Here is a 20697-nt window from a genome sequence, read left to right on the forward strand (position 1 = left end):
CCTCGGAGCATGAGTCAGCCCTCGGACGACGACGCGACGCGGCGTATCCCGAACTCCGACGCCCAGCCAGGTTACGGACAACCCGGTCACGGCCCGCAGGGGTACGGCCAGCCCGGCTACGGACAGCAGGCCCCGAGCCAGCCGGGCTACGGGCAGCAGGCGCCGAGCCAGCCCGGTTACGGACAGCCCGGTTACGGGCCTCAGGGCTACGGCCCGCAGGGCTACAGCCAGCCCGGCTACGGGTACGGCCAGCCGCCGAGCGCTCCGGCCGGATACCAGCAGGGCTATCAGCAGGGCTACGAGCAGGGTCACCAGCAGCCCGGGTATCAGCAGCCCGGGTATCAGCAGCCCGGCTACCAGCAGCCCGGTTACCAGGCCGGTTATCCGCAGGCGGGCTACCCGCAGGCCGGTTACCAGGCCGCCCCGGGTTACGGCCAGCCGTACACCCCGGGCGTGTACGGCCCGCGTCCCGGCACGGACGACACCTCGATGGCGATGCTGTCGCACCTGCTGGGCATCCTGACCGGCTTCGTCGGCCCGCTGATCATGTACTTCGTGAAGAAGGACCAGTCGCCCTACGTCCGCGACCAGTCCGCCGAGGCGCTGAACTTCCAGATCACCGTCTTCATCGCCTACATGGTCAGCCTGTTCCTCACCATGGTCTTCATCGGCTTCCTGCTGATGTTCGCGGTGTGGATCTGCGCGCTGATCTTCGAGATCATGGGCGCCGTCGCGGCCAACCGGGGCGAGCGCTTCCGCTACCCGATCAACATCCGCATGGTCACCTGACCACACCCCACGCCGGGGGCCGGCGCTACGCCAGGTCGCGGATCAGCGCGTCGGCGAGCAGCCGTCCCCGCAGGGTGAGCAGCATCCGCCCGCGCTTGAACGCCTCGGTGTCGAGCAGCCCGTCGCCCAGCGCCCGCGCCACCGCCGTCCGCGCGCCGGGCGCGACGTCGGCCAGCGGATAGCCGGAGTCGAGCCGCAGTTCGAGCATCAGCCGTTCGACGCGCTGGTCGTCCGCGCTGAGCAGTTCGCGGGCGTGGGCCGGCGAGCGGCCCTCGGCCAGGCGTTGCGCGTAGGGGGCGGGGTGCTTGACGTTCCACCAGCGCGTGCCGCCCACGTGGCTGTGCGCGCCCGGCCCCACGCCCCACCAGTCGCCGCCGGTCCAGTACAGCAGGTTGTGCCGGCAGCGCCCGGCCTCCGAGGTGGCCCAGTTGGAGACCTCGTACCAGGTGAAGCCGGCCTCGCTCAGCATCCGGTCGGCGATGAGGTAGCGGTCGGCCGCGGTGTCGTCGTCGGGCATCGGCACCTCGCCGCGCCGGATGCGCGCGGCCAGCTTGGTGCCGTCCTCGATGATCAGCGCGTAGGCGGACACGTGGTCGGGCCCGGCGGCGATGGCCGCCTCCAGGGACGCCCGCCAGTCGTCGTCGCTCTCCCCCGGCGTGCTGTAGATCAGGTCCAGGTTGACGTGCTCGAACCCGGCCTTCCTGGCCTCCTGTACGGCGACGCCGGCCCTGCCGGGCGTGTGGTGGCGATCCAGGACGCGCAGCACGTGCTCGCGGGCGCTCTGCATGCCGAAGCTCATCCGGGTGAAGCCCGCCTCGCGCAGCGTCTCGAGGTAGGCCTGGTCGACCGACTCCGGGTTGGCCTCCGTGCTCACCTCGGCGCCCGGGGCGAGCCCGAACTCGGCGTCGATCGCGCCCAGGATCCGGCCGAGGTCCTCGGCGGGGAGCAGGGTGGGCGTGCCGCCGCCGAAGAACACCGTCTGGACGGGCAGGTCGGTCTCCCCCAGCACCCGGCGGGCCAGCCGTACCTCCTCGATCGCGGTGTCGGCGTAGTCGCGCTGCGAGGCGCCGGGGCCGAGCTCGGAGGCGGTGTAGGTGTTGAAGTCGCAGTACCCGCAGCGGGTCACGCAGAAGGGCACGTGGACGTAGAAGCCGAACGGCCGCTCGCCCAGGCCGGCCGCGGCGCTCGGCGGGAGCTCACCGGTCGCGGGGACCGGATCGCCGTCGGGAAGGGTGGAAGGCACGTCTCCAAGTGTGCCGCCTCCCCACCAGTGCCCCGCTCACCAGCCGCTCGAAGGCGCACTCAGGGGGAAACCCGGCGCCCGGGCGGGGACCCATTGACTGGCCGTCCCCTCCGTCCTACGATCCGCTCAACTTATAGGAAAGTTTCCTATAAGTTCGAGGAGCCGCCCTGTGAAGAAGATCGTCCTTCTGCTGGCCACCGTTCTCGGCTTATCCCTGGTCTCCGCCGTGCCCGCCGAAGCGCACCGTGACTACAAGCGTGTCGCCTATTTCATCCAATGGGGCATCTACGGCCGCAATTTCCATGTCAAGGACATGGACACCAGCGGCGCCGCCGCCAAGCTCACGCACATCAACTACGCCTTCGGCTTCGTCAACGCCGACTCCGAGTGCTACTCCGCCGACCCGTGGGCCGACTGGCAGCGCCCGGTCCCGGCCGAGCAGAGCGTGGACGGCGTCGCCGACGAGCCCGGCCAGGCGCTCAACGGCAACCTGAACCAGCTCAAGAAGCTCAAGGCCAAGCACCCCGGCCTGAAGGTGCTCATCTCGCTCGGCGGCTGGACCGGTTCCAAGCACTTCTCCGACGCCGTGCTCACCCCGGAGTCGCGGGCCAAGCTCGCCAAGTCCTGCATCGACCTGTGGCTGCGCGGCAACCTGCCCGGCACGCCCGACGGCACCGGCGCCGGCGTCTTCGACGGCATCGACCTCGACTGGGAATGGCCCGGCTCCGAGGGCGCGCCCGGCAACGTGATCCGGCCCGAGGACAAGCAGAACTTCACCGCCTTCGTCGCCGAACTCCGCTCCCAGATGCGTGCCTACTCGCGCCGCGCCCAGCTCACCGCCTTCCTCCCGGCCGCCGCGGCGAAGATCGACGCCGGCTTCGAGGTCGCCAAGGTCTTCGGGCTGCTCGACTTCGCCACGATCCAGGGCTACGACCTGCACGGAAGCTGGGACCCGATCACCGGGCACAACGGCAACCTCTTCACCGACCGGCGTGACCCCAACCCGGTGAAGTTCAGCGTCGACCAGACCGTCCGCGACTACCTCTCCCGTGGGGCTCCCGCCCGCAAGATCGTCGTCGGCGTGCCCGCCTACGGCCAGGGCTGGACCGGCGTCACCGACCCCGGCCCCCGGGGCGACGGCCTCTGGCAGCCCGCCACCGGCCCGGCCCCCGGCAAGTGGGCCGCGGGCAGCGAGGACTACAAGGACCTCGCCGCCAAGCCCGGCAAGCGCTACCGCGACGTGCGGACCGGCTCGTTGTGGCTCTACGACGGGAACGAGTTCTGGTCCTACGACGACCCGGCCTCGTTGACGCAGAAGGCGCTGTACATCCGGCTGCGGGGGCTGGGCGGGTCGATGATGTGGTCCATCGACCAGGACGACAGCACCGCCTCCCTCACCACCGCCCTCTACCGCGTCCTCCGGTAACCCTTCTCCCGCGTCCTCCGGTAACCCTTCTCCCGCGTCCTGCGGTAACCCTCTACCGCGTCCGCTGGTAGCCCCTCTGCCGCTCCGGCGGTGGACCCCGACGTTGCGCGGCGCGCCCTCTGGGTGGGCGCGCCCCGCAACCACCCGGCCCCGCCTGCCGTCCGGGCCCCCGACCCGGCAGGCGGCGGCCCCTCGTGTACGGCCGGCCGCGGCGTGGAGAGCCTGGCCCAGCCGACGGCCCCCCGGTAGGCGGGAGCCCCCGCCTGCCCGAGGGGCGGACTCTGAGCCCCGAGGTGAACCGGCCTGGCCGGAGGCGGCCCCAGCCCGCCCAGAGCGGCGGGACTCGACCCGGGCGAGACGAACCGCGGCGTACGCGGTGGTGCGGGGCCTGTGGGGTGGCCCCGGTGTCAGGAGGCGGGGGTGGGTTCGGTGGGGAGGACTCGGGCGGCGACCTTGTCCCAGTGGGGGGCGTGGCCCGGGTAGGCCAGCAGGCGGCGCATGAGCTCGGCGTCACCGTGGTAGGCACGGAAGGACTCGGCGACGGTGACACTGTTGCCGGGCCGGTGGACGATCTCAACCGTGTCGCCCACGCCGAGGTCGCCCTCCTCGATCACGCTGAGGTAGGCACCGGGCCGCCCGGCGGCGGTGAAGCGCTTGACCCACCCACGCTCGTCGAGCCAGTTGCGGAAGACCACGCACGGCACCCGCGGGGCGGTCACCTCGACGACGGCGGTGCCGATCCGCCAGCGCTCGCCGAGCATGGCGCCGTTGACGTCGAGGCCGGCCGTGGTGAGGTTCTCGCCGAACTGGCCGTCCCGCAGAGTGCGCGCCATCTCGCCCTCCCACCAGTCGTAGTCCTCCCGCGCGTAGGCGTAGACGGCCTGGGTCGGCTTGCCGTGGTTGGCGAGGTCGGCCCGCTCGTCCCCGGCCAGCCCGCCGGTGCGGACGGCGACGCGGCCCTCGACCGGGCGCTTGTCGATGGCCGTGCGCTTGAGGTTGCCCGCCCACTCCGCGTCCACTGCTGACCCGACATTTACTGAAATAAGCCGCATGTTTGCAGACGCTAGCCGAACCTGCCGTTGAGCTGCGACTCAGATTCCAGCTCGGCCAGTTGTAAGACCGCTTCCAGGGCTTCACGGCGAGCTTCCTCGGGACTCGCCCCGGCGCGGGCGAAACAGTCGGCGGCCACTTCCAGGACCACTTGCAGCACGGCCGACTCGGGGTAGGGCACGTTGATCAGAACCGTGCCGTCGGCCGCCACCTCGGCCGGGGTCACGTGCGCCCGCAGGATGCGCCTCGTCTCCTCGGCCATGGCGACCCCCAGGATGGCGGCCCGCTCGAACCGCTCCGCGGCGACACTCATGCCACACCACTCCCACCTGTCTCGCACATCAGTTCGACTGTGGTGATGGTAGAGATCGGCACCGACATTTCCCGGCGCCTGCCGTACCGAAAGAAAAGGACCCCCCTGAAGAGGAGGGTCCTGCAACGCGGACGGAGCTACTTCTTGGACTTGTCCCCGGAGGGGGCCTCGGTGGAGAGGGCGGCGACGAAGGCCTCCTGGGGGACCTCGACGCGGCCGACCATCTTCATCCGCTTCTTGCCCTCCTTCTGCTTCTCCAGCAGCTTGCGCTTACGGGTGATGTCACCGCCGTAGCACTTGGCGAGGACGTCCTTGCGGATCGCGCGGATGTTCTCGCGGGCGATGACGCGGGCGCCGATGGCCGCCTGGATGGGCACCTCGTACTGCTGCCGCGGAATGAGGTCCTTGAGCTTCTTGGCCATCTCGACGCCGTAGGCGTAGGCCTTGTCCTTGTGCACGATGGCGGAGAAGGCGTCGACCGCCTCGCCCTGCAGCAGGATGTCCACCTTGACCAGGTCGGAGGCCTGCTCGCCGGCGGGCTCGTAGTCGAGCGAGGCGTACCCGCGGGTGCGCGACTTGAGCTGGTCGAAGAAGTCGAAGATGATCTCGCCGAGCGGCAGGGTGTAGCGGATCTCGACCCGGTCCTCGGACAGGTAGTCCATGCCCTGCAGCGCGCCGCGGCGGCCCTGGCAGATCTCCATGATCGCGCCGATGAACTCGGCCGGCGCGAGGATGGTGGACTTGGTGACCGGCTCGTAGACCTCGGCGATCTTGCCGCCGGTGGGGAACTCGGACGGGTTGGTGACGGTCAGCTCCTTGCCGTCCTCCATGACCACCCGGTAGACCACGTTGGGCGCGGTCGAGATGAGCGACAGGCCGAACTCGCGCTCGAGCCGCTCGCGCACGATCTCCATGTGCAGCAGCCCGAGGAAGCCGACGCGGAAGCCGAAGCCGAGCGCGGCGGAGGTCTCCGGCTCGTAGACGAGGGCGGCGTCGTTGAGCTGGAGCTTGTCGAGGGCCTCGCGCAGCTCGGGGTACTCGTCGCCGTCGATCGGGTAGAGGCCGGAGAAGACCATCGGCTTGGGGTGCTCGTAGCCGGCGAGCATCTCGGTGGCGCCGCGCACGGCCGAGGTGACGGTGTCACCGACCCGCGACTGGCGCACGTCCTTCACTCCGGTGATGAGGTAGCCCACCTCGCCGACGCCGAGCCCGCGGTCGGAGATCTTCGGCTCGGGCGAGATGACGCCGATCTCGAGGGTCTCGTGCTGCGCCTGCGTGGACATCATCAGGATGCGCTCACGCTTGGACAGGTGGCCGTCCATGACCCGGACGTAGGTGACGACGCCGCGGTAGGTGTCGTAGACGGAGTCGAAGATCAGCGCACGGGCGGCCGCGTCGGCGTCGCCGACCGGCGCGGGGACCGTGGCGACGACGTGGTCGAGCAGCTCGCGCACGCCCACGCCGGTCTTGCCGGAGACCCGCAGCACGTCGCCGGGGTCGCAGCCGATCAGGCCGGCGATCTCGTCGGCGAACTTCTCCGGCTGCGCCGCGGGCAGGTCGATCTTGTTGAGCACCGGGATGATGTGCAGGTCGTTGTTCATCGCCAGGTACAGGTTGGCCAGCGTCTGCGCCTCGATGCCCTGGGCGGCGTCGACCAGCAGGATCGCGCCCTCGCACGCCTGGAGCGAGCGGGAGACCTCGTAGGTGAAGTCGACGTGGCCCGGCGTGTCGATCATGTTGAGCACGTGCCCGTCCCACGGCAGGCGGACCGCCTGGGACTTGATGGTGATGCCGCGCTCGCGCTCGATGTCCATCCGGTCCAGGTACTGAGCGCGCATGGAGCGGTCGTCGACCACGCCGGTGATCTGCAGCATCCGGTCGGCAAGGGTCGACTTGCCGTGGTCGATGTGCGCGATGATGCAGAAGTTGCGAATCAACGCGGGGTCAGTCTGGCCAGGCTGAATGCGCACCGGGGTCCGTTTCGACAGGGTTGAGCTCAACGTCAAATCCATGGTGACATGTCCGAATGGCTTCCCGGACCGTCCTCCGCTCCGGCCTGCGCCTCCTGGCGCTCGCCGTAGCGCTCGTGGTGTTGCTGGCCGGGCTCGTCGCCGGCGCTCACCGTGTCAAGTTTACCGGCGACCCGGAGGCGTGGGCGAAGAGCACCGGGAATGACGCGCTGTGGATGGGTCACATGTGGGTGGACGGGCGGCGCAAGCAGGGTGACCTTCGCCACCTCGCCGGGCGGCTCCGCCGTACCGGGATCAAGGATTTGTACGTGCACACCGGGCCTTTCTCCCCGGACGGCACGCTGGATCCGGCCCTGTACCCGGGCGCCGGGAATCTCGTGCGATGGGTGCGGGAGGAGCTGCCCGGCGTCCGCGTCTCGGCCTGGCTGGGCCAGAAGGTCGACGGCGTGCTCGACCTGGACGACGTCAAGACCCGGCAGAACATCCTGGCCTCGGTCGCGACCGCGCTGAAGGCCGGCTTCGACGGCGTCCACTACAACTTCGAGCCGATCGGCGACGGCGACACCGCCTTCCTCGACCTGCTCGACCGCACCCGCCCGCTGACGAAGCTGATCTCCACCTCCACCCCGCAGATCGAGCCGTACCCCGGCATGCGCCTGGCCGCCCGGGTGGCGGCGACCCACGACAAGTACTGGTCGCAGGGCTATTTTCGCGACGTCGCCGCCCGCGCCGACCAGGTCGCGGTCATGACCTACGACGCCTTCCTGCCCGCGACCGCCCTGTACGGCGGGCATGTCGTCCGCCAGACGGAGCTCGCCCTCGACCTCGTCCCCAAGGACAGACTGGTGCTCATCGGCGCCCCCGCCTACCACGACCACGGCGTCTCCTGGGCCGACGAGGCCGAGAGCGTGGCGGCCGCCGCGCAGGGCACCCGCCTGGCCCTGACCTCGTACGGCAGGCGGGAACGGGTGGGTCTGGCCCTCTACGTGGACTTCGCGGCCACGGAACAGGACTGGCGCGAGTACACTGAGAGCTGGTTCCAGCCGGGTCGTTGATTTGAGCGACGCCCTGGCTTATTGGTAACCTGAACAACTGCGTGTGGCGCGCCCTCTCACCGAGCCCGCGCGTCCCATCCAATCTCAGACCTTCACCGAGGCTTCTTCGTGGCGAACATCAAGTCCCAGATCAAGCGCAACAAGCAGAACGAAAAGGCGCGCCTGCGCAACAAGGCCGTCAAGTCTTCCCTGAAGACCGCGGTGCGCAAGTTCCGCGAGGCTGCCGAGAGCGGCGACGCCGCCGCGGCGCTCGAGGCGCAGCGCGCCGCCTCCCGCCAGCTCGACAAGGCTGTCAGCAAGGGCGTCATTCACAAGAACCAGGCCGCCAACCGCAAGTCGGCGATCGCCAAGCAGGCCGCCGAGCTGGCCGCCGCCAAGTAACGCTCGCCGAGCGCCGCACCCCCGGGACGGGGTGCGGCGTTTTCGCGTGTCCGGAGCCCGGCGCATCGATACTTCGTGGCAAAGAGCATGAAGATGTGGATGACGTCGCGGTTGTGTCACAGTTCCGATATCACGCAGGCATCGCCGCAGCGTATCGGCTACGCAACCGTTGAGAAGATCACCTTGCTCCCCCCCGTCAACCGTCTGACAGAGTGCCTTCAAGACGGGACAAAGGGGGGCTCATGCGGGGGCGGGTGCCGCTGGTGATCAAGCGCGCGTTCAGCGAGCCGCTGCTCCTGCTCGCCGCGCTGGGCTCGATCCTGCTGGCCACCACCACGCTGGTCTCGCTGACCATGTACGCCTCGACGATCGCCGAGGTCGGCGTCCGCCGCACGATGGAGACCGCGAGCTTCCGCACGCTGTCGGCCACCGTCTCGACGCCGGTCACCGGCAAGACCTTCGCCGAGCTCGACCGCATCGTCCGGGCGCAGTTCGCCGAGACCTATCCGGGCGTACCGGTCGCGATCACCACGAGCATGCGCTCCGACTCCTATGTCCGTCCCGGCCAGGAACGCCTGGAGCACCCCGAACTGCTCCGGTTCGGCAGCCACGACGACCTGCAACGCCAGGCGAAGCTCATCGAGGGCGCCTGGCCGGGCCACGGGGGCCGGGTCATCGAGGCCGTCCTGTCCACCACGGCCGCGAACACCCTCGGCCTCAAGCCGGGCGACGAGTTCGACACCGCCGCCCGGCTCGACGGCAAGCGGGTCCGCGTCAAGATCACCGGCCTGTTCCAGCTCAACGACCCCTTCGGCGACCAGTGGAGCGGCGAGCCGCTGCTCAGCCGCGGCGCGGAGACCGGCGACTTCACCACCTACGGCCCGCTCATGGTCTCCGGCGAGACCTTCCTCGCGCGCCTGGCGTCCACGGTCAACTCCACCTGGACCGCCCTGCCGGACCTGACCCGCATCTCGCCCGATCAGCTCCAGCCGCTGGCCGCCAGCGTGACCACGCTGCGCGAGGACCTACAGCAGGCGGGCTGCCGCTCCTGCGCCGCCGCCAGCCGGCTGCCCGAGATGCTCACCCAGCTCGGCACCGCCTCCCTGGTCGCCCGCTCGACCATGCTCATCCCGGTGCTGCAACTGCTCCTGCTGTCGGCCTACGCGCTGATGCTCACCGCCCGGCTGCTGGCCGACCACCGCCGGATGGAGGTGGCCCTGCTGCGCTCGCGCGGCGCCGGCACCTTCCGGCTCGCGGGACTGGCCGGCGGCGAGGCGCTGCTGGTCGCCCTGCCGTGCGCGCTCGTCGCGCCGTTCCTCGCCTCGCCGCTGTTGTCGCTGGTCAACTCGCTGCCGTGGATCAAGTCCAGTGGGGTGCGGCTCGCCCTCACCCCCGACCTCGGCACCTTCCTCATCGCCCTGTCGGTCGCGCTGCTGTCGGCGGTGCTCCTGGCGCTTCCCGCCCTCGCCGGTGCTCGCCGTACCTATGTGGAGGAGCAGTCGTCGCGGGGCCGCGGCGGCGCGCGCGGCCTGATCCAGCGCGCGGGCGCCGACCTGGCGCTGCTGGTCGTGGCCGCGCTGGCGATCTGGCAGCTCCAGCACTACGGCGCCCCGGTCACCACGACGGCGGCGGGCGGCCTCGGCATCGACCCGCTGATCATCTCCGGCCCGGCGCTGGCGCTGCTCACCGGCGGCATGCTGGGCCTGCGCCTGGTCCCCCGGGTGTCGAAGATCGCCGAACGGATCACCTCGAAGCGGCCCAGCCTCGCCCCCGCGCTCGGCGCCTGGCAGGTGGCGCGCCGCCCGCTGCGCTACGCCGGGCCCGCCCTGCTGCTCACCATGGCCATCGCGATCGGCATCGTCTCGCTGGCCACCGCGGCGACCTGGCGGTCCTCGCAGGTGGACCAGGCCGTGCACCTGGCCGGGAGCGACCTGCGGCTGTCCGGCCCGGCCGACGGCCCCGAGCTGGGCGCGTTCGGCCGGGGCACCGCCTTCGCCGCCCTGCCGGGCGTCACCGAGCTCGCGCCGGTGCTGCGGCAGGAGGTCGAGTTCGGGGCCACCACCAGCGTGCTGCTCGCGACCGACTCGGCCAAGCTCGGCCGGCTCCTGCACCTGCGCGCCGATCTGTCCGACCAGAACCCCGCCGAGCTGGGCCGGGCGCTGGCGGTCCAGACGCCGGCCGGCCTGGAGCTCCCGGGCACGCCCGCCAAGCTCGTCTTCGACCTCAAGGTCAACACCCCGTACGTGGGCAGCTCGCCGGTGCGGGCCGTGCTCTCCGACAAGTTCGGCGTCTGGCGGGACGTGCCGCTGACGGGCATCCGCCCCGGCGCCAACCGGGTCGAGATCGACCTGCGGGCCATGGCCGGACGCTCGGGCGAGCTCACCTACCCGCTGCGCCTGCGCAGCCTCGTCGGCACCAACACCAACGGCGGGATGGTCCCGATCAAGGTCGAGCGGATCACCGCCGACGGCCGGGAGCTGTCCTGGAAGCCGCAGCTCGAGCTCGTCGACACCTCGACGCCCGGCCAGCCGCCCACCGTCTACCTCCCCGACGGCCCGCCGCAGCAGGCCAAGCCGCTGCCGGTCGTGCTGACCGCGAGCCTCGCCGCCGAGCTCAAGGTGCGGGCGGGCGCGACCACCAAGGTCACCTTCGAGCGCCGGCCCATCGACGTCACCGTCGTCGGCGTGGTCGAGCGCATGCCCACCACCACGCCCGAGCGGCACGCGCTGCTGGTCGACTGGACCGCCCTGCAGTACCGGGGGCTGGTCCAGGGCGACCTGGCGCGCCCGGCGACGGAGTGGTGGCTGGCCGCGCCGGACACGGCGCCGGCCGCCGGGGCCCTGCGCACGCAGCCCGCCTGGAGCGTCACGACCGTCGACCGCCAGGCCCTGATCGCGCAGTTCCGCGACGACCCGCTGGCCAGCGGCCTGCAGGGCGCGCTCATCCTCGGCTTCGCGGCCGCGCTCGTCTTCGCCGCGCTCGGCTTCCTGGTGAACGCGAGCGTCGCGGCCCGCGAGCGGATGAGCGAGTTCACCATCCTGCGGGCGCTCGGCGTCAGCTTCCGGCAGATCTTCGGGCTGCTCGCCGTCGAGCAGGCCTTCGTCATCGGCCTGTCGATCATCGCCGGTACGGCTCTCGCCCTGGTGGTGGGCTCGCTGGTGGTGCCGCACATCGTACTCACCGGGCAGGCTTCTGCGGTCACGCCCGCGGTGCTGCTCGACATCCCGTGGCCGGCGACGGCGGCGATGCTCGTGGCCGTGACCGTGATCTTGTTCGCCATCGTCGCCCTCCTGGCCCGCAGCATGCGCAAGCAGGGGCTGGGCCGGGTGCTGCGCATCGGGGAGGACCAGTGAAGGCGCTGCTGCTGGCCAGGGTGAACGCCGGGGCGGTAGCCGTACTGGCCGTGCTCACCCTGAGCGCCTGCCTGCTGGTCGGCGGGCTGCCCCGCGCGATGCAGGCCTCCTTCGACGACGCGCTGCGCAAGGACCTGCGCGCGGCCGGCGCCGACCAGATCGACCTCACCGTGCGCTACGAGCCGCGCGGCGGCGACTCCGGCATCAGCAGCCATGAGCAGTTCACGCAGTTCGACAAGGCCTTCCGCGACGAACTGCCGCCGGCTCTCAGCCGGATCGTCACCCCGCCGGGCGCGGGGACCTCGCACCTGAGCCTGAAGAGCGTCAACACCCCGATGGTCGGCACCACGACCAAGTTCCTCAACGTCGGCTGGCTCTCCAACGGCGACCGGCAGGTCACCTGGGTGGAGGGCCGCGCGCCCGCCGCCACTAAGGACAACGTCATGGAGATCGGCGTCGCCCGCACCGCCGTGGGCGGGCAGATGGGTTTCGCCCTCGGCGCGACGTACCGCATCGGCGCGACCGACCCCACCACCGTCAAGGTCGTCGGCGTCTTCGAGCCCAAGCGCGCCGAAGATCCCTACTGGCGGCACAACCAGGAGTTCCTGCAGATCAACGAGGTCGTCCGCCCCGGCGCGGCGGACGCCGACCTCTACTACACCGCGCTGATCGACGCCAGCAGCCTGCCCGCCCTCCAGGACAGCGACCGGCGCGTCGTCTACGCCTGGATCATGGGGGTCGAACCCGGCCAGGTCGGCACCCAGGGCTTCGACGGCCTGCTCGACGCCATGGACGACTTCACCCGCGAGCTCGGCCTGATCTCGCCCAGCTTCAGCCCCTACGTCCTGGACACCCGGCTGAAGGCCGTCCTGGAATCCTTCATGGACGAGCTGGCCACCGCGCAGACCATCCTGTACCTGCTGCTGGGCGGCCTGCTCGTGGTCGCGCTCGGCGTCGCGGCGCTGGCCACCCAGCTCGTCACCGAGCGCCTCGACCCGACCCTGTCGCTCATGCGCGCCCGCGGCGGCTCCCTGGCCCGCATCACCTGGACCGGCACCTCCGTCATCGCCCTCGCCACCCTCCCGGCCGCCCTGATCGGCTACGGCCTGTCCTACCTCGTCCCCGGCGGCACCACGCCGATCGTGCACCTCGCCCCGGCCCTGGTGCCGCTGACCGCCCTGGCCTTCGCCGCGGTACGGCAGGCGAACGCCCACCGCTCGCCCCTGAACGAACGGCGCGGCGACGTGGCCTCGCCTAGGCCCTCGGCGCGGCGGGTGACGCTGGAGATCCTGGTGATCGGTCTGGCCCTCGGCGGGGCGTACATGGTGCGCTCGCGCGGCCTCGCCACCGACGTGGCCACCCAGGGCCAGGACCCGTTCCTGCTGCTCGTCCCGGTCGCGCTGACGCTGGCCGCGGCGCTGATCACGTTGCGCTGCTACCCCTACCCGTTGCGCCTGGTCGTCCGGCTCGCCTCGCGCGGGCGGCCTGCCGTACCGTTCTTGGGGCTGACGCGGGCCGCCCGCGCCCGGTCCTTCAGCACGCTGCCCGTGCTGATCCTGCTGCCGGCGCTCGCCGTCGCGGTCTTCGCCTCGGTGATCTCCACCGGCCTGACCCGCACCCAGACCCTCGCCGCCTGGCAGGCCGCCGGCGCGCCCATCACCATGCGCACCGACCTGGAGTACGACGCGGCCGCGATCGAGCGGATCAAGCAGGTCCCCGGCGTCGAGACGGTCGTGCCCGCCCAGACCGGCCGGGTCCAGCTCGGCATCGGCACCCAGAAGCTGGAGATCATCGCGATCGACCTGGCCGCCTACCGCGACCTGGCCAAGGACAGCCCGCTCGACCTGCCCGCGCCGCCCACCGGCGACGGCATCCCCGCCCTGGTCTCCCCCGACCTGCGCGACCGCCCCAAACTGGACATCGGCTGGCAGAGCCGGATGACCCTCACCCCCAAGGGCGAGATCGCCTCCGTGCCCGGCTTCTTCCACGGCTCGATGTTCGCGCTGGTGCCCTTCGACGCCAACGAGCGCGCCGGCACCCGCACCGCGGTCAACGCCCTGCTGATCAAGGGCGACGCGGACGTGGCCGCCCTCACCGCCGCGGCCAAGGTGGACAGCCGCGTCACCACCTACGCCCAGCGCCACGCCGCGATCGTCGAGGACCCGCTGACGGAGATGATCCAGCTCGCCCTGCTCGTCGTCACGCTGGCGCTGGCCGCCTACGCCATCGTCGCCGTGATCGTCTCCCTGGTGATCAGCGCCGCCGACCGGGCCGCGGCCCTGTCGTTCCTGCGTACCCTGGGACTGTCCACCGGGCAGGCGCAACGGCTCACCGTGCTGGAGGTCTCCCCCCTGATCGTCATCACCGCGCTGGTCGGCCTCGGGCTGGGACTCGGCCTGCCCGCCGCGCTCGGGCCGGGCATCGACCTGTCCTCCTACGCGGGCGACCTGGCCGTCGACCCGACCGACCCCGACCTGCTCACGCCGATCCTGCTCGGCGTGGGGCTCACCGTGGTCGCCATCCTGGGAGCCCTCGTGCACACCACCATCACGCGCCGCCGTACGCTCGGCTCGGTCCTACGAGTGGGGGACTAAGTGGAACAGACACTCTCGGAGCTGGAGAACCAGGCCTCCCAGGAGAAGGCCGCCTTCGGCGGCGACGCGCACATCGTCTGCGACAACCTGGTGCGCATCTACAAGACCGAAGGCGTCGAGGTCGTCGCCCTCCAGGGCCTCGACCTGCTGATCGACAAGGGCGAGCTGGTCGCCATCGTCGGCGCCTCGGGCTCCGGCAAGTCGACGCTGCTCAACGTGCTGTCCGGGCTGGACGTGCCGACCGCCGGTCTGGCCCGGGTGGCAGGCATCGACCTGCTCGCCATGACCGCCCGCGACCGGCTCCGCTACCGCCGCGACGTGGTCGGCTTCATCTGGCAGCAGACCGCGCGCAACCTCCTGCCCTACCTCACCGCGCGCGAGAACGTCGAGCTGCCGCTGCGCCTGGCCGGCAAGCGCGGACGCGCCCAGCGCTCGCGCAGCCTGCTCGACCTGCTCGGCGTCGACTACTGCGCCGACCGCAAACCCGCCGAGATGTCCGGCGGCGAACAGCAGCGCGTGGCCATCGCCGTCGCCCTCGCCAACTCCCCCCAGCTCATCCTCGCCGACGAGCCCACCGGCGAGCTCGACAGCGAGACCTCCGGGCTGGTCTTCGAGGCGCTCCGCACCGCCAACAAGGAACTCGGCGTCACCGTCGTCATCGTCACCCACGACTCCCTCGTCTCCGAACAGGTCGGGCGGACCATCGGCATCCGCGACGGCCGCACCTCCAGCGAGACCCTGCGCCGCGACGGCGAACACGCCCAGGAGTACGCCGTCCTCGACCGCGTCGGCCGGCTCCAGCTCCCCCGCGACTTCACCAACGCGCTCAACATGGAGCGCCGCGTCCGCCTCGAACTCGAGTCCGACCACATCGGCGTCTGGCCGTCGAGCCCCAAGGAGGAAACCGGTGAGTGAGCCCCTGGTCGTGGTCGAAGGGCTGCGCAAGGTCTACCGCAGCGGGCCCAAGGAGGTCGTCGCCCTCCAGGACGTCACCTTCAGCGCCTACCCCGGCGAACTCGTCGCCATCCGCGGCCGCTCCGGGTCCGGCAAGACCACCCTCCTCAACCAGATCGGCGGCCTCGACCGGCCCGACGCCGGACGCGTCGTCGTCGCCGGCCAGGACGTCACCAGCCTGGGCGAGGACGCCCTGCTCGCGCTGCGCCGCGACATGCTCGGGTTCGTCTTCCAGTCCTTCGGGCTGATCCCGGTGCTCTCGGCCGCCGAGAACGTCGGCGTGCCCATGCGGCTCGTCCGCATGCCCGCCGACGAGCGGGACAAGCGGGTGCGGATGCTCCTGTCCCTCGTCGGGCTGGAGCAGCACGTCAACCAGCGTCCCTACGAGCTGTCCGGCGGCCAGCGGCAGCGGGTGGCCATCGCCCGCTCCCTGGCCAACCGGCCCCGCCTGCTCATCGCCGACGAGCCCACCGGGCAGCTCGACTCGCAGACCGGGCGGCAGATCATGCAGCTCCTGCGGGCCCTCGTCCGTAGCGAGGGCGTCACCGCCCTTGTCGCCACCCACGACCCCAGCCTCATCACCTTGGCCGACCGCGTCCTCGAGATCAGCGACGGCATCCTTCACGAGGCGGCCCTCCAGGGGTCATAGCCCTTTCCTTGGGGTACGGCAGGCGGCGCGTGCCTTGCACCCAGCGGCCGGACCCCACCCCGTCCTCCCCAACCGGGGCGGGGCACTACCCAGGGGTACGGCAGGCATCCCGGCGGCGGCGCCTGGCTTGGTGACGGAGGCCAGGCACCATCCAGATCTCCCCAACCAGGGCTGGACCCACCCGCCCCATCCCTCCCCCGCCGGCCATCTGAACGGACTGGGCCTGAGCCGGCTACGGCCGACCTCACCGACTCGCCCACTCACCTCAGGCCGGGGCCATCACCCGTCCCGATCAACCACCCACCGCGAGCCGGCCGTCGCCAACCATTCCGACCGACCACCCACCGCAGGCCGAACGTCACCACCCACTCCGACCGACCACCCACCGCAGGCCGAACGTCACCACCCACTCCGACCGACCACCTACCGCAGGCCGAACGTCACCGACCATTCCGATTGGCCACGATCTGCTGGATGGCGTGCTCCAGCGCATACCCCGTGTCCGCGCCCCCGCCCTTGACCTGCTCATCAGCATGGGCAACCGCCTGGATGGCCCGGGCCAGCCCCTGCGGCCCCCACCCCCGAAGCTGCCCCCGCACCCGATCCACCTGCCACGGCGGCATCCCAAGCTGCGCAGCCACCTGCGGCCCCCGAGCGTTCCGCGGCGCACTCTGCACCTTAGCCAGCCCCCGCAACCCCCGAGCCAACGCACTCACCAGCAGAACCGGCGCCACCCCACTGCCGACAGCCCACCGAACCTGCTCCAGCGCCTCCGCCAGCCGCCCCTCGACCGCCGAGTCCGCCACGTTGAACCCGGTCACCTCGGCCCGCCCCCGGTAGTACCGCTCAACCGCCGCCAGGCTGATCGCCTTCTCCTGCGTGTCGAACATCAACTGGCTGCACGCCGCCGCGAGACTCCGCAGATCGTTCCCGACCGCCTCCAGCAGCGCCTGCGCCGCATCAGCCGAGATCGTTCGCCCCGCCCCCTTGATCTCCCCCCGGATGAACTCCAGCCGCTCACCCGGCTTCGTCACCTTCGCGACGGTGTGCAGCTGCGCCCCAGCCTTCTTCACCCCGTCGACCAGCGCCTTCCCCTTCACCCCACCGGGATGCACCAGCACCAGCGTCGTGTCCTCGGCCGGATTCTTGGCATACGCCAGGATCTCCGCGACCACGTCCTTGGACAGGTCTTGCGCCTGCCGAACCACGACCACCGACCGGTCCCCGAACAGCGACGGCGAGGTCAACCGGGTCAATTCCCCCGTCTCGACCTTCCCCCCCAGCAGATCGTGCACCTCCGCCGTAGGATCGCCCCCCCGCGCCGCCCCCACCACCGCGGCCACCGCCCGATCCACGAGCAGCTCCTCCTCGCCGACGATCAGGGTCACGGGTGCGGGCGAAGTCTGGGCCATGCCGTGCAGCATGCCACGTCCCACCGGCAAGCCGGTACTCAACGCCCCCGATCCCCGACCCACCCTTCATCCCATCCACCTCCCCCTATCCACCCGCCCCTATCCACCCGCCCCTATCCGCCCGCCCCTATCCGCCCGGTTCGCTCCACCTCGGTCCGCCCACGCCCCGGCCCCACGCCCCGCCCTCTGCCCGGCCCTCTGCCCCGCCCTCTGCCCGGCCCTCTGCCCGGCCCTCTGCCCCGCCCCACCCCGGTCCCACGCCCCGGTCCCACGCCCCGGTCCTACGCCCGGCCCTATCCGCCCGCCCCTACCCACCCGCCCTTATCCGCCCCACCCCGGTCCGCCCACGCCCCGGCCCCACGGCCCTGCCCCACGGCCAGCCCTCTGCCCTAGCCCCACGCCCCGGTCCCCTGCGCCGCTCCCTCCCGCTGTCCCCTGCGCCGCTCCTCCCGTTGTCCCCCGCACCCCTCCCCTTCGCCATCCGCCCACGACTGGCCCTCGCCGTGTGCCCGCGTCTTGCCGAGCTCACCGCATCCCCCAACCCGCAGCTCGCCACCCGCTTGCCCGATCAAGGACCTCCCCCGGCATGCGAATGCCCAGCAGCCCCCTCTGCGAGCCCAGCCGTCCGTCTGGACGACGAACCCGCCGCCTCTTCCGCCCGCTTCGCTCCCCGGACGATGGCCAGCTTCCCGTCCCGCTCCACAACCGCCAGCGCCCCCATCTGGTCAGTACGAAAGACCCGCGCCCCCACCCCGGCCAAGGCAGCGAGCGCCCCAGGAGCCGGATGCCCATAGTCATTGCCCCGCCCCACACTGATCAACGCCGCCCGAGCCCCCACCGCACCGAGGAACCCGGGATCCTGCCGAGCCGAACCATGATGCGGAACCTTGAGAATGTCCGCCTGAGGCACGCCCTGCCGTACCAACTGCACCTGGGCCTCGGTCTCGATGTCCCCACTCAGCAACGCCGACCCCACAGCCCAGCGCACGTGCAGCACCACGCTCGCGTTGTTCAGCACGCTCCCCTCCCCCGGACCAACGAACTCCTCGCTCTCGTGCGGCGCCAGCACGGTCACCTCCGAGGGACCGAACGTCCACCTCGCACCGGGTTGAGCCGATAGGGCGACCGGTCGAGGCGCGTCCCGTGACGACGGCTTGAGCTCAGCTCCATGTGCACCGCTGACCAACAAGGCGCCTACCCGGCGATGCCGGAGCACCCCCGCCAACCCACCGATGTGGTCAGCGTGCGGATGAGTCAGCACGATCAAGGGGATCTCCCGGATGCCGAGATCGCGCAGGCACCGATCCATGCGCACCGGATCCGGGCCGGTGTCGACGACCACCCCTCTCCCCTGGCCCGCCGCGATCACCAGCCCATCCCCCTGCCCGACATCGCACATCACCATCAGCCACCTGTCGGGCGGCCAGGGAGCAATCACGGGTGGTACGGCAAGCACCGCCGCGAGCACGGCACCCATGACCACGACCAGCGCCTTCCTCCACCGCCGCCACAGAGGCACGGCCACCGCGCACACTACCGCGAGCAGGAGGAGGCCACCGATTCCCGCCGGCCAGGGGATGTTCGTGAGCGGTGCCTGAGCCGCCCATCCGGCTACCGCGATGATCCAGCCCACCGCATAGCCAGCAGGGATGACGAGCCATTGCGCCACCTCCGGCGACACCGGCGCGACCACCGCCGCCGCGAACCCCAGAACCGTGGCCGGCGCGACTGCCGGACCTGCCAGGAGGTTGGCAGGGATGGCGATCAGGGTGAGCTGCCCAGCCATCAAGATCAGGACCGGCGTCACCGCCGCTTGGGCAGCGACCGGAACCGCCACCGCTTCCGACACCCACCTCGGCAGCCGCACCCGCCACCACCTGGGCTTCTCCCACCTACGGAACTCCGGCCCGGACCGGCCCAGCCGGTCGTACTCCGGCCGGGCTTGGCCCAGCCTGCCGAACTCCGACCGGGCCTGGCCCAGCCTGCCGAACTCCCGCCGGGCCTGGCCCAGGTTGCCGGACTCCTGCCTGCCGTACTCCTGTCTGCCGTGCTCCTGCCTGCTGTACTCCCGCGGGTACCGGTCCGGCCATGGCTGCTCAGCTCCGAGCGGACCCGGCACACACTGATCCAGCGTGAGCGACCTTGGGTCGGCCGCTTTCGCCCCGAACGAGCCACGCTTGCGCTGGTCCAGCGTGAGCAGGTCCGACCCAGGCGCATCTTGCGCCCCTTCTTGTCTGGGGTTGGACAGGCGATCTCGGAGGCGAGGTGCCAGGAGGAGGATGCCTGCCGTCGCGCAGACGGAGAGGGCAAAGCCGTACGAGCGGGCGAGAGCCGGTTCGAAGAGGATCAGGATGACCACCGACGCCGAGAGGGCGGTGATGCCGTCCTTTGTGCGGCCGGTGCCCAGGGCTATGACGGCGACCAGGCCCATGACAAGGGCGCGGAGGACGCTCGGGGACGGCCGGGCGACGACAGCGAAGGCGATCATGGCGGCGGCGGCCAGGACGGCGCGCGCTGGGAGGGAGAGGCCGGCGACGCGGCCGAGGACCAGGACCGCACCGGAGACGATGGCGAGGTTGGCTCCTGACACGGCCAGAAGATGGGTGAGGCCTGCGTCGCGGAAGTCGGCGGCGACTTGGGGGTCCATGCGGGAGACGTCGCCGACCACCAGCCCGGGGAGGAGCCCGCGCTGGTCCGGTGGGAGTACGTCGGCGGCGTTGCGGAGGCCCTTTCGCAGGTCGCCGGCGAGGCGGTGGATCCAGGACGGGGGTGACAGGACGCGGGGCTCGGTTCGGGCGAGCAGGGTTGCGGCCGTGAGTTGGCTGGGATCGGCTGGGGCCAGGCGGGCGGTCACCTCGATGCGCTGGCTGGGGAGCAGAGTGCGCCAGCCCGGGCCGAAGGCGTAGAGGCGGACGGGGATGTCCATGGCCAGGCGGTGGGAGCCGGTGATGAGGGTGCGGAGGTTGGCTGTGACGACGATCTGGTCTCGGTGGAAGTAGCTGCCGGGGCGGGGGGAGCGGATCTTCGGGTCGTCGGTCAGGACCAGCTGGGCGGTGATCGTCGCGCCGCGTTTGGTCAGGGCTGGGAGGGGGCCTGAGGAGATGGACAGGAGGTTCAGGGCGACGACTGTGGAGGTGGCTGCTACTGCGGCCAGGGTGGTGAGGATTGTGAGGTTGGAAGGGGCACGACGGGCTGCACGATGGTCGGTTGTGGGGTGACCTGGTTCGGGACGACCTGGTTCAGGGTGGCCAGGCACGGAGTAGCCAGCCGCGGAGCCGCGGGCCAGCAGAAGGCGGGACGCTGAGCGGCGGGTTGTGGGGCGGCGGTGGAGGGTTAGGGCGGCTAGGACGCAGGCGGCGGTGACGAGGAAGCCGGTCAGGGGTGGGCAGCCGAGGAGGATCAGGGCACTGGACCAGGCGCCCAGGGCGGGGAGCACCAGGGTCCAATTCTGCGCCGCGGTCCAGCCGTGCGCCTGGGTCCGAACGTGGGGCCGGGCGTGGAGCTGTGC

Annotated in this window: 14 protein-coding genes; 8 read left to right on the forward strand and 6 right to left on the reverse strand. The window is 71.3% G+C overall.

What is annotated here, in order from left to right; all coding sequences use genetic code 11:
* The first annotated feature begins 9 nt into the window (after window positions 1-9).
* The gene (locus tag AB0I67_RS23740) at window positions 10-789 is read left to right on the forward strand and encodes a DUF4870 domain-containing protein (protein WP_357927332.1); all 780 of its coding nucleotides are present in this window, start codon (window positions 10-12) and stop codon (window positions 787-789) included.
* A gap of 25 nt (window positions 790-814) precedes the next feature.
* On the opposite strand, the gene hemW is transcribed toward AB0I67_RS23740, so the two are convergent.
* A complete protein-coding gene (gene hemW, locus AB0I67_RS23745) occupies window positions 815-2032 on the reverse strand; it encodes a radical SAM family heme chaperone HemW (protein ID WP_357927334.1) in 1218 nt (405 codons plus the stop codon).
* Window positions 2033-2201: 169 nt separating this feature from the next.
* On the opposite strand from hemW, the gene AB0I67_RS23750 reads away from it, so the two are divergent.
* Window positions 2202-3458: a glycoside hydrolase family 18 protein gene (locus tag AB0I67_RS23750; protein WP_357927336.1), complete on the forward strand. Its 1257-nt coding sequence runs from the start codon at window positions 2202-2204 to the stop codon at window positions 3456-3458.
* Between the two features lie 407 nt (window positions 3459-3865).
* Here the strand turns inward: AB0I67_RS23750 and AB0I67_RS23755 are convergent, their stop codons facing one another.
* From AB0I67_RS23755 to lepA, 3 genes are all read right to left on the reverse strand, one after another.
* Entirely contained in the window at window positions 3866-4510 is a 645-nt protein-coding gene (locus AB0I67_RS23755) for an MOSC domain-containing protein (protein ID WP_357927338.1), read from the reverse strand.
* Between the two features lie 11 nt (window positions 4511-4521).
* Complete coding sequence (locus AB0I67_RS23760) at window positions 4522-4821, reverse strand: hypothetical protein (protein WP_357927340.1); 300 nt, start codon at window positions 4819-4821, stop codon at window positions 4522-4524.
* A 137-nt stretch (window positions 4822-4958) separates the two neighbouring features.
* A complete protein-coding gene (gene lepA / locus AB0I67_RS23765) occupies window positions 4959-6833 on the reverse strand; it encodes a translation elongation factor 4 (RefSeq protein ID WP_357927342.1) in 1875 nt (624 codons plus the stop codon).
* A 14-nt stretch (window positions 6834-6847) separates the two neighbouring features.
* Between lepA and AB0I67_RS23770 the strand changes: the two genes are divergently transcribed.
* The 6 genes from AB0I67_RS23770 to AB0I67_RS23795 all read left to right on the forward strand — a co-directional run bounded on the left by AB0I67_RS23770 (window position 6848) and on the right by AB0I67_RS23795 (window position 15777).
* A complete protein-coding gene (locus AB0I67_RS23770; protein ID WP_357927344.1) occupies window positions 6848-7846 on the forward strand; it encodes a hypothetical protein in 999 nt (332 codons plus the stop codon).
* 108 nt (window positions 7847-7954) lie between these two features.
* On the forward strand, window positions 7955-8227 hold the full coding sequence (gene rpsT / locus AB0I67_RS23775; RefSeq protein WP_357927346.1) for a 30S ribosomal protein S20: 273 nt from the start codon (window positions 7955-7957) through the stop codon (window positions 8225-8227).
* Window positions 8228-8469: 242 nt separating this feature from the next.
* A complete protein-coding gene (locus AB0I67_RS23780) occupies window positions 8470-11580 on the forward strand; it encodes an ABC transporter permease (protein ID WP_357927348.1) in 3111 nt (1036 codons plus the stop codon).
* Window positions 11577-14174: an FtsX-like permease family protein gene (locus AB0I67_RS23785; protein WP_357927350.1), complete on the forward strand. Its 2598-nt coding sequence runs from the start codon at window positions 11577-11579 to the stop codon at window positions 14172-14174. Before AB0I67_RS23780 ends, AB0I67_RS23785 begins: the two co-directional genes overlap by 4 nt.
* On the forward strand, window positions 14175-15089 hold the full coding sequence (locus AB0I67_RS23790) for an ABC transporter ATP-binding protein (protein ID WP_357927352.1): 915 nt from the start codon (window positions 14175-14177) through the stop codon (window positions 15087-15089).
* The gene (locus AB0I67_RS23795; protein ID WP_357927354.1) at window positions 15082-15777 is read left to right on the forward strand and encodes an ABC transporter ATP-binding protein; all 696 of its coding nucleotides are present in this window, start codon (window positions 15082-15084) and stop codon (window positions 15775-15777) included. Before AB0I67_RS23790 ends, AB0I67_RS23795 begins: the two co-directional genes overlap by 8 nt.
* Window positions 15778-16217: 440 nt before the next feature.
* On the opposite strand, the gene holA is transcribed toward AB0I67_RS23795, so the two are convergent.
* Both holA and AB0I67_RS23805 read right to left on the reverse strand, forming a co-directional pair.
* The gene (holA, locus tag AB0I67_RS23800) at window positions 16218-17201 is read right to left on the reverse strand and encodes a DNA polymerase III subunit delta (protein WP_357927356.1); all 984 of its coding nucleotides are present in this window, start codon (window positions 17199-17201) and stop codon (window positions 16218-16220) included.
* A gap of 556 nt (window positions 17202-17757) precedes the next feature.
* Window positions 17758-20625, reverse strand: a complete 2868-nt coding sequence (locus tag AB0I67_RS23805; RefSeq protein WP_357927357.1) for a ComEC/Rec2 family competence protein — start codon at window positions 20623-20625, stop codon at window positions 17758-17760.
* Window positions 20626-20697 lie beyond the last annotated feature (72 nt).

The organism is Nonomuraea sp. NPDC050310 (genome assembly GCF_040655795.1).
GTDB lineage: Bacteria > Actinomycetota > Actinomycetes > Streptosporangiales > Streptosporangiaceae > Nonomuraea.